The 10,152-nt window shown below is 67.2% G+C and carries 7 protein-coding genes; 5 read left to right on the top strand and 2 right to left on the bottom strand.

Going from position 1 to position 10,152, the window contains the following annotated elements:
• Positions 1-1,441, top strand: a 1,441-nt coding sequence (locus AC1DVT_RS14020) for a helicase-related protein (protein WP_477389660.1), incomplete at its 5' end; no start/stop codon positions are given.
• 234 nt (positions 1,442-1,675) lie between these two features.
• On the opposite strand, the gene AC1DVT_RS14015 is transcribed toward AC1DVT_RS14020, so the two are convergent.
• Both AC1DVT_RS14015 and AC1DVT_RS14010 read right to left on the bottom strand, forming a co-directional pair.
• Entirely contained in the window at positions 1,676-2,395 is a 720-nt protein-coding gene (locus AC1DVT_RS14015; protein WP_477389659.1) for a hypothetical protein, read from the bottom strand.
• A 113-nt stretch (positions 2,396-2,508) separates the two neighbouring features.
• Positions 2,509-4,452, bottom strand: coding sequence for a nuclease-related domain-containing DEAD/DEAH box helicase (locus tag AC1DVT_RS14010; RefSeq protein WP_477389658.1), 1,944 nt, complete (start codon positions 4,450-4,452; stop codon positions 2,509-2,511).
• A gap of 203 nt (positions 4,453-4,655) precedes the next feature.
• Here AC1DVT_RS14010 and AC1DVT_RS14005 point away from each other — a divergent pair, with 203 nt between their 5' ends.
• The 4 genes from AC1DVT_RS14005 to AC1DVT_RS13990 form a co-directional block, all read left to right on the top strand.
• Positions 4,656-5,606: an NINE protein gene (locus tag AC1DVT_RS14005; RefSeq protein WP_477389657.1), complete on the top strand. Its 951-nt coding sequence runs from the start codon at positions 4,656-4,658 to the stop codon at positions 5,604-5,606.
• A 79-nt stretch (positions 5,607-5,685) separates the two neighbouring features.
• Entirely contained in the window at positions 5,686-6,285 is a 600-nt protein-coding gene (locus AC1DVT_RS14000; RefSeq protein ID WP_477389656.1) for an HNH endonuclease, read from the top strand.
• Positions 6,286-6,305: 20 nt separating this feature from the next.
• The gene (locus AC1DVT_RS13995) at positions 6,306-9,461 is read left to right on the top strand and encodes a PD-(D/E)XK nuclease family protein (RefSeq protein WP_477389655.1); all 3,156 of its coding nucleotides are present in this window, start codon (positions 6,306-6,308) and stop codon (positions 9,459-9,461) included.
• A partial coding sequence (locus AC1DVT_RS13990; RefSeq protein ID WP_477389654.1) for a UvrD-helicase domain-containing protein occupies positions 9,458-10,152 on the top strand: 695 nt, incomplete at its 3' end. The genes AC1DVT_RS13995 and AC1DVT_RS13990, both read left to right, overlap by 4 nt.

Below are 10,152 nucleotides of genomic sequence, written 5' to 3'. Positions count from 1 at the left end.
GGCGGCGGGTGATCGCTCACTCCTACGCGAAAATACCCCCGAAGCGCGCAAGGCAGTCGTCGCCCGGCTCCAATACCGTCTGGCCGAAGGACGTGCTGCCGCGATGTCCACCCTCGCGCTGTTCTGGCCGCATCCAGGACTTGCCTCAGCGGCGGATGCGCTCGCTGCGGCGAGGGCGGCGGGCAGGCGCGTGCGCTCAGAAYTCTTCTTGGAGGAGGTTTCCCAGCGACTGTCTCTCGGCGAAGAAGCCGATCAGGCGTGGGAGGCATTCTTTGCCAGGCCGGGATCTCTGCCGCCTGGCCACGCGGGAAAGTCGCCTGAGGAGCTGGCTTCGGGATCGGGTGACGAGGAAGGCGGAATCGGGCTCGTCGAGCACATCCGCGTCGCGCTGGAGGTCACCGAGTCGGGGAGCAGTGTCCAAAGTCACTCCGACCTTGCCCAGCTCGCAGCGTTCGCGCCGGGGAACGTCGCGTTGCGCGCGCTGCAGACGATTGCCGGACATTCCGCCACCCCCGAAGGAATCTGGACGGCGGCATTCGAGCTTGCCCAAGGCATTCGAACGCTTTTCAACCGCACCGAGAGCATCGCGCTCCTCGTCACGCTTTACGGCGACGAGCAGCCGTACTGGCGACGAGTTCTGGAGTACTGCGCGGACGGCAACCTTCGCTCCGTCCTCGACGAGTACCTGTTCCAGCTGCACAGTGAGACCGGCGGCGCAGAGCTGGACGACAGGGGACTCCTCGATGTCGTGGGCCACGCCATCCAGGCGATCAGCATCCGACCCGCACGGTACGTCGCGCATGACAACACCCTCGAACGCACCGAGATCCCGCTCGTGGCTCGGTTCGCGCTGCGGTACGGCGGCCGGTACGCGACCGAGGCGGACGACAAGAGCGGAGCGCGTCAAAGCGAGGTGCGTGGGTCGTTCAACAGCCCATTCGCTCCATTCGTGCTCGCGTCGACCAGCGTCGGCCAAGAGGGCATCGATTTCCACTGGTGGAGTCACTCCGTCATCCATTGGAACCTGCCCTCCAATCCCGTCGACTTCGAGCAGCGCGAGGGTCGAGTGAACCGGTTCGCGGGCCATGCCGTGCGCAAGAACGTCGCAGAGGCGCACTGGGCCGACGTCCTGGCATCCACCGGTCCGAACGCGTGGGATATCGCCTTCGACGCAGCGGGCGCCTCCGAGAACGACTTGGGAGAGTTCTCGCCGTGGTGGATCTATCCGGGTCGCGCCAGAATTCACCGCGTGCTCGCTCAGTACCCTTTGAGCCGCGACATCCGGCGCTACGAGCAGTTGCGGTCGGCGCTGACCCTCTACCGGCTGACCCTCGGACAGCCGCGCCAGGAGGACATGATCGAGATGCTCGCCAAGCGCGGCGTTGACGGCGGAATGGTGCCTACGATCGACCTCAGACCGCCGACGAGCTCGGACTCCTAAGCGGGACCCAAGCCCCAGGGGCGGCCCTTTCGGTGGCTTAATGAGGTGGCTCGGCCGACTGAAACACCCTGCCGCTTCGGCCCCAGCCGCCGGGCGATGCCGCATCGGTGGACCAATCAGGCAACGCAGCCCTCGCCTCGTCCTCCGTTGCAAACGGACCCGCATAGTTAGCGTCGACGTCGAATGGATCCGGCCAACGTGCCCACCATGGATCGCCCACGACACTCCCTTCCACTACCGCGAAAGCATCTTGCTGACGTGAGCGACCTGAGCCGAGGTCAGCGGATCCCAGGATTCGCCTTTGGGGTGATCCGGGAATCCGGTGCGAAGTGCCTTTCGCACCGCTCGGCCACCGTCTTCGCGACCGAGTTGTCGAGTCAGTTCGGTGACGGTTGTCGGTTCCCCGACGGCAAGATCGAGACCTCCTCCTGAGTGTGAGACTGAGGATGGCGGCGTTCGCTTCGGGTATTTCTGAACTTGCACACGAGAGGCGACGCGATTCCAGATCGAGTGGTTTTTCAGCATCTCGACTGCGGCACTTTCGAGCGCGAGAGCCGTGTCCTGGGTCGCGCACTCCGCCCACCGAATCTCCACATCAAGCCACCGGATCGCGTCCTGCGCCCACACCGAAGCCCGAACAGGCTGGCCGGCACGCACGCCAGCCAGGTGCTCTTCGATGAAGGCAGCGTTCCCCAGTGCCCGATCGAGCGCCGCCTCGCCGAAGCCGCTCACAGGGCCTCTCCCGCGACGGTAGATCGAGAGCCTGCCACGCAAGCCTTGGCCCCTGCGCTCGCCGGCCATGCCGACGTACACGATTACGCCATCGCGCGTGCGCATCTGATAGACGCCTGGCGTAAGTGGCGCGACCGGTGCCGCGGTCGCGAAGGATGCCCAGTCCGACCAAACCGCGAGCTGATCGACGGCGGCGTACGCAGCGTTCCTGTCGGGGACCATATGAATATGATGGCGGCAACACCGCAGACACATCCATATCGGTCCGGAGGCCAAAGGACACGGTGAACCTCAAGCGGGCGCGGAGGGACGCATTCGTCGTCGCGGCCGTGACCTCACCTGACCGCCGGAAGCGCCAGCGCCGCGGTCACGATTCGCGGGGGACGAGTCGCCATCCGCAGCTGCTGGTCGATCAACTCGATGCGCCGTCTCAGCCTCAGGTCGATGTCGGAGATCCGCACTCGGGCGAACCTGTTCGAGGTGATGCATCGCAATCTGCTCGACACTGAGGTTGCCATTGCCGCTTCCCGAACGGCAACGAGATTCGAGTGCCAGTACGGTTCCGGGCGGAGCAGCCTCAGCCTCCGTTTGGCTGCCCGAGCATCCCACGCTGTCAGAACCACGAGCCGGTCAGTCGCCCGCGTTGCGCCGGCGTAGATGAGATCGAGCATCCGATCGCTGCGCTGGCCCGAGATGTCGGTGAGGATGACGGCGGGTGCCTCCATCCCCTTGAACTCGTGGATCGTGCCCCAGCGCACGTACGATGCGTCGCGGATGCCGGAACCCAGCGTCGACACGAGCTTCTTCTCCACCGACCGCAGCGCTGCCGAGTCGCGGAACGGGGCGAGGATCACGACATCCTTCGGTCCGTAGCCTTCCGACCGCAACTGCCGCACCGCGGCATCCAGCAGGCTGATCTCGTCCTCGCGGGAGCCGAACTGCTCGACGGTGACGGCGTTTTCGTCGTACCCCTCGCGTCGGTAGGTCGCGCAGAGTCCGTCACGCCCGCTGGCGCGCTCGACCCAGGCGCCGATGTCGCGGCGGTTGCGGCAGTTCGTGTTGAGGTCGACGGGTGTGGCGTGGGGGATGCGCCGCTCGAACACCGCGCGTGAGTCGCCCGTGCCGGACTTGTAGATGTTCTGATTTGAGAAGTCGCCGAGCACGAGCAGTCGTCCGAGCGAGAGCCCGCCGACGAGGAGCGCGTCGAGGAAGTCGAGGTTCACGTCGGTCGCGACATCCTGCGCCTCGTCGATGACGAGGTAGTCATACAGCGGCTCGAACCCCGCGGTGGTGGCGGCATCCAGTGCACGCAATGGCAGTTCGGTGCTGTACCAGTCGGATGCGACGTCGGCGCCGTCCGCGGGGGAGGCGACGCCGGCGACCCGTTCCATCTCCGCGTGCAATCGCCGCACCGTGACCCCGTCGACGCCGTCCAGGTGCACCTGCAGCTGCTCCTCGAGCAGGCGGTTGAAGCACACCACGAGCACCCGGTCGCCCTGCGCGGCATGCCGACGTGCGGCGGCTTCGGCCATGAACGTCTTGCCCGTACCCGCAGGCCCCTCCACGATCACCTGCCGCGCCCGGGCGACCATGTCGAGCACCGCGAGCTGGTCCGCGGTGTGCTTCGCGAGCTCCCCCTCGCGACGCCGTTTGCGCTCGGCAGGCTTGATCTCCGCATCGAACAMAGGGGAGAGGACTCCGCGCATCCGCTCCACCCGTTCCGCCGACGGCTCGCCGGCTACGTGCCGATATCCGACCTTCTTCGCGGGCGTGTCACGGTCGATCGCGCCGAGCACCCGACGGACCGCGGATGCCGCGTTCCCCAGGTCTGCGGCATCCATCACTGCCCACCCCTGCCAGCCGATCGCCGAAGGGATGTTCTGCCGCGCGATCGCGGTGAACCACACCGCATACCCTGCCGGGTAGGAAACCGGCTCGAGGGACCGCTGCCGCAGGAACTCCATGATGCTGTGGAACTCGCCGCTGGCCTGCTGGAAGGGTGAGCGGGTGGTCCAGTCGTCGTTGCCGAGCTTCCATCGAGCGGACGCGTCGGCCTGCACGCGCAAGTGCGACTTCACCTCGATCACCAGGATGCCGTGACCCGGCGCGAGCACGACGAAGTCCGCCTCGCCCTCGAACTGGCTCACATGCCGGCCGATGCCGAGGGAGTGGAAGACGACCCAGTCGTCGGTTGCGGGAGCGTCGCGGAGCGATTCGAAGGCCGCGTGCTCGCCGGGTGGTGCGTCGTCGGCGATCGTGGCCGGGATCATGCGCGACATGATCGGACTCTACCGAGCGACGGTGACGCACGGTTGATTCGCGGTCGCGCGCCGCCTTCGCCCTGCGGATGTCGGTGCCAGGTCGCATAATGGCGAGTGCCGGACGGCACTGCCGCCGACTCGGGCAGCCGAGGGGTGCTGAAGAACCAGCAACCAGCGTGAACAACGAAGGGGAAGGCTTGTCCAGTATCCCGCCGCCGCGGATGTCTCCTCTGCCGGCCGCACCTGAAGTGCCTGAGGGTGACAAGAGCTTCGTCGTGACGGTGCTTCTGTCTTATCTGCTGGGCGTCCTCGGTGTTGATCGCTTCTACCTCGGGAAGATCGGTACGGGGTTCCTCAAGCTCCTCACCTTCGGCGGCTACGGCATCTGGTGGCTCATCGATCTGCTGATCACGCTCTTCGGCGCCCAGCGCGACGCGTCCGGCAGGCGTCTGGCGGGATACGACCATTACAAGAGGTCGGCATGGGTCGTCGCGGGCGTCCTCGTCGCGTACCCGATTTTCATCCTCTTCGTCACCGGCATGATCAGCGCGGCCTTCGGCACCACCGATTCTGGGCGATTCGGATGGATTCTGCTGTCCCTTCTCGCGGCTACCGCGGTCGTCGGTGTGGTGATTTGGGTGCGGTATCGGCGCCGCAGGCCCGGTACGGATGCGAGCGCCATGAGTGCGGCGCGACAAGTCCCGGCTCACATCCGCACGCGCATCGACAAACTTCTGGGGCTCAGACAGCTCTATGTGGAGCGTGCCTCTATCGGCGACGAAGTGTCCGCGACGGTCGTCGGGCAGGTGGACTCGCTCGTCGCGAATGTCACCGAGCTGTTCCGGCGGCTGAGACTCAAAGCAGACAAGGCGCAGCGAGATCTCGCCCAGGCTGAGTACGAAGACAAGTTGGACAAGCTCATCGCGGCTCTTGACCGCGACTATCTGCTGGACCTGCTCGCCAACCCTCGATTGTGGGACAACCCGGAGCACCGCGTCCAAGAGGTGCACGCGGCGATCGACGCCGTGGATGCCCAGCTGCTCGAGAACATCAAGCAGGTCAACGCTCGACGGGGGCTGGTGTTTCGGGTCCCGCTCGGCAGCCTGATCGGTCCACGTAAAGCCCTGGACGACTGGCAGCGCGACTTCGACAGTGCGTCGGGCGCCGAGTAGTGCGGGTGCGCGGGCTGCAGTCGTGGTGCAACAACGTGAGGCTGGGCATCGGAACCGGCATGGATGAGGATTAGCGCACGTGGCCCCTTCAGCATTTCGTTTCGCCATGCCCAAACCTGTCCGGATCACAGGCAGGTCGTCGAGCATCACGAACTCCTTCGTGAATGGCATCGTGCCGATCATCTGGCCGACCGAGGACCAGATCGACGAGGCGCTTGCGATTCTCGGCATGAGCGCCGTGGTCGTCTGCGCCTATTGCGGCGACGGCGCCACGGAGTGGGACCATCTGCGTCCGCTGGTCATCGGCAAACAGCCGACGGGCTATATCCACGAGATCCACAATCTTGTTCCGGCATGCGGTAAGTGCAACCAGAGCAAGGGCAACAAGGCTTGGCAGGCGTGGATGTTCGGGCCGGCGAGACTCTCACCGCTGACCCGCGGAGTCTCAGGCCTGGAGGCGCGCGCTGAGCGACTTACGGCGTACGAGGAATGGGGAACGCCGACGCAGGTCGACTTCGCCGCAGTCGTCGGCGAGGAGTTGTGGGCCCAGCATTGGCGCAACCACGAAGCCATCCTTCAGCTCATGCGGGACGCCGAAGCGACGGTGAATCTGATTCGCGACAAGGTGGCGGCGTCGAGCTCAACGCTCGAGCCACCGCCGCTCGCTGCGAGTGAGTAGCATCGCCGGAGGGAGGCCGCATGCCCACGCATACGACCGCGTATGGCGATGACGCCGTCGCGAAACTGAGGGACCTCGTGGCGGAGGCGAAGGCAGGTTCGCCACTCGCGCCCGTCACCGTCATAGTTCGCGACAACATCGCCGCGATCAGCGTGCGCCGCGCGCTCGCTGTCGGCTTCGGAGGCCAACGCGGAGTCGCCGCCGTCAACGTGACGACGCTCCGTCGCCTCGCGGAGCAGCTGCTCGCCGCGGCGGGCGACACGCTGCCACCGGTCACATCGGCACTGCTGACAGCACTCTGGCGGCGCGAGCTTGCAGATGATCCCGGATGCTTCGCCCCGGTCGTCGAGCATCCCGCCACGGTTCGCGCACTCGTGCGGGCGCACGGCGAACTTCGGGAACTCGACGACCAGCAGCTCTCTGTCATCGCCGAGTCGAACGAGCTGTCGGCAGATCTTGTTCGGCTGCACCGACGAGTCGCAGAGCGCGCACTTGCGGGTAGGCGCGACGAGACGGCCGTGATCGAGGCCGCGACGGCTTTGATCAGCGACGGCCGCGCGCAGAGCGCCGAGCTCGGGCCGGTCATCCTCTACCTTCCCGACGATCTCGCTCCGAAGGAGCTGAGCCTGCTCGCGGCGCTGGATGCGGCATCCGGTGTCACAACGCTCCTCGGACTCACGGGGGAACCGAGCGTGGACGGGGCGCTGCTCGAAGGGTTCGGCGAGACCGGCGACGCGGACGCTTCGACAGGCTCAGCGACCGCGCTGGGCTCAGCGACCGCGCCTGGCGCAGCGACCGCGCCTGGCGCGACGACCGGGGCTCATCGGGTCTTGCACGCGTCGGACTCCGACGACGAGGTGCGCGCGATCGTGCGCGAGGTGCGTGCCCTCCTCGCGGACGGCGTCGCGGCGCACCGGATCGCGGCGCTCCATCCGGTCGCGGGGCCCTACGCCCGGTTGCTGCACGATCATCTCGCGGCATCCGGAATCGCGACCAACGGACCTGGGGTACGACCGCTGCGCGACCACGCGATCGCCGACGGGTACCTCGCACTCCTGTCCCTCGACCCCGATGACCTGCGCCGCGACGCGTTCTTCGACTGGCTGGGACGGGTGCCGGTGCGCATCGGCGACGGCACGGCGACGGTTCCGCGCACGCGGTGGGAGCGACTTTCGCGCGAGGCCGGCATCACGGGCGGCGATTGGGGCGAACGCCTGGCCGACCACGAGGCGCGACATCAGGCTCGTCTCGATGCGGATCGGGACAATCCCGACGCGAGCGAGCGATCCCTCGCCTACCGCGAGCGCTCCATCCTCGAAACGCAGGAGTTCGGGGCCTTCGTCGCGGAGCTGCGGCACCGACTTCAGGAGGGCCGCGCTCTCAGCGGCTGGGCAGCGCTGGGGGAGTGGGCGCGGGCGATGTTCCGCCGATACGTCGGTCCCGCCGACGCGATGACCAGGCTGCCCGAGCCCGAGCAGCGCGCCGCGAGCGCGATCGATGTCGTGCTCGGAGCGATCGTCGAGCTCGAAGGCATCGGGGACTCGCCACGGCTGAGTGAGCTCGTCGAGATCCTGGAGGTCGATCTCGACGCGCGCAAACCCCGCGTCGGACGGTTCGGCGACGGGGTGTTCGTCGGGCCGATTTCCGCCGCCCCCTCGCTCGACGTCTCGCATCTGTTCGTACTCGGGCTGTCCGAAGACCTCTTCCCCGGCCGGCACCGGATCGATCCGCTGCTGTCCGATTCCATCCGCATTGCCACGGAAGGGGCGCTTCCGACAGCACGGGATCGACTGCGTCGGGACCACCGTGCTGTGCTTGCCGCGTTCGCGGCCGGAGACCAGGTCGTCGCGAGCTTCCCGCGCGGAGATCTGCGCCGCGGTGCGGAGCGCCTGCCGAGCCGTTGGCTGATGCCGACCCTTCGCGCCTTGACCGAGCAGCCCGAGCTCGAGGCGACGCGCTGGGCCGAGGCATCCGGTGCGGAACTGCGCTCGGTCGCCTCGCACTGGGAAGGCGTCTCGCGCGCCGATCGTCCGGGCAGCGAGCAGGAATGGCGACTGCGGCACTTCGCCGGCGGCGGCGTTCTCGTCGATGACGATGCGCTCGGCAGCGCCCTCGAGCACATCGATGCCCGTCGTGCGGATGACTTCACCCGCTTCGACGGCAACCTCGAAGGCGTCGAAGGTCTGCCCGACTACGCCGACGGCTCCGCACTCATCTCGCCGACCGCGCTGGAGCGCTATGCCGACTGCCCGCACACGTTCTTCGTGGAGCGGATCCTGAACGTCAAACCGCTGGAGACACCCGAGGAGATCATCACGATCCGACCGTGGGACCTCGGCTCGATCGTGCACGAGGTCATGGATCGCCTGACGACCGAGGCCGACGCACTGCCCGGGTATGGCGAGCCGTGGAGCACGGCGGATCACGAACGCATGCACGCCATCACCAACGAGGTGATGAACGACTTCGAGCGTCGTGGGCTCACCGGCCACCCGCGACTCTGGGATCGCGAGCGCGACCGTCTGCACCAGGACCTCGAGGCGATCCTCGACCTGGATGACGCGGCACACCGCTCGCGTGACTCGCGCGTGGTCGCGAGCGAGCTGCCCTTCGGCATGCGCGGACATGCCCCTGTGCGCATCGAGCTCGAAAATGGCTCGATCGCCATGCGAGGCAGTGCCGATCGCGTCGACGAGACCCGCGACGGGACGTTGATCGTCACCGATTTCAAGACGGGCAGTGCGAAGAGCTTCACCGACATCTCCAAGGACCCGGTCGTCGCGGGCAAGAAGCTGCAGCTGCCCCTCTACGCGCACGCCGCTCGCGCTGCCTTCGGCAACGACAACGTCGATGCCGGGTATTGGTTCATCGGCCGACGAAATCGCGGCGAGCGTGTCGATGTGCGGCTCGATGCTCACCTCGAGGAGGTCTACCGTTCTGCACTCGAGACGCTGACCACCGGCATCCGAGACGGACGATTCATCGCCCGACCGCCGGCATCCGATGACTTCGCGTGGGTGCAGTGCGCGTTCTGCAACCCTGACGGTGTCGGCTACGGACACGTGCGCGGCGCCAGCGAACGCAAGAGGACGGATGCCTCGCTCGCGAACCTCTTCGCATTGCTCGACCCGTCCGCGCTCAGCGCGTCGGGGTCGAACGGGGAGGAGAGCGAATGACCCTCGCCGATCAGCCCGCCCACGGCGATGAACCGCCCCTGGCCGATCAGCCGGMCCGCGAGCAGATCCGCAGCGAGCTCCACGAGAACCTGTTCGTCGATGCCGGCGCGGGGACGGGCAAGACCTCCGCCCTCGTGGATCGCGTCGTCGGCTCGGTGATGGTCGACGGAGTGCCGCTCGCCGAGACGGCCGTCGTCACGTTCACCGAGAAGGCGGGAACGGAGCTGCGGGATCGGCTGCGCGCCGCGTTCGAGAAGGCTCACACTGCGGCGGACGACCGGGCGACCCGTGCTCGCGCGCAGACGGCCCTCGATGACCTCGACGCGGCCGCGATCGGCACGCTGCACTCATTCGCGCAGCGGGTGCTCTCGGCCTTTCCGATCCAGGCGGGAATGCCCCCGCTCATCGAAGTGCTCGACGAGGTCGGTTCGTCGGTCGCGTTCGACGCGCGCTGGTCGGTGATGTGGCGACGGATGCTGGACGACGACGCCCTCGCCGAGCCGCTGGAGCTCGCCCTCGCGGTGGGCCTCAACGCCGATCAGCTGCGCTCGCTCGCGCGAGCCTTCGGAAGCGACTGGGACCTGATCGAGTCGCACGTGCTCGCCGATGAGCCACGACCGATGACGATGCCCGACACCGGCGCACTGCTGCGGCGGGCGACGCTCGTGAGCGAGGCAGGCGCCCACTGCAC

Source organism: Microbacterium sp. P2_F9 (assembly GCF_056403635.1).
The sequence above is the reverse complement of the archived record's forward strand: the minus strand, read 5'-3'. Positions and strand labels throughout refer to the sequence as shown.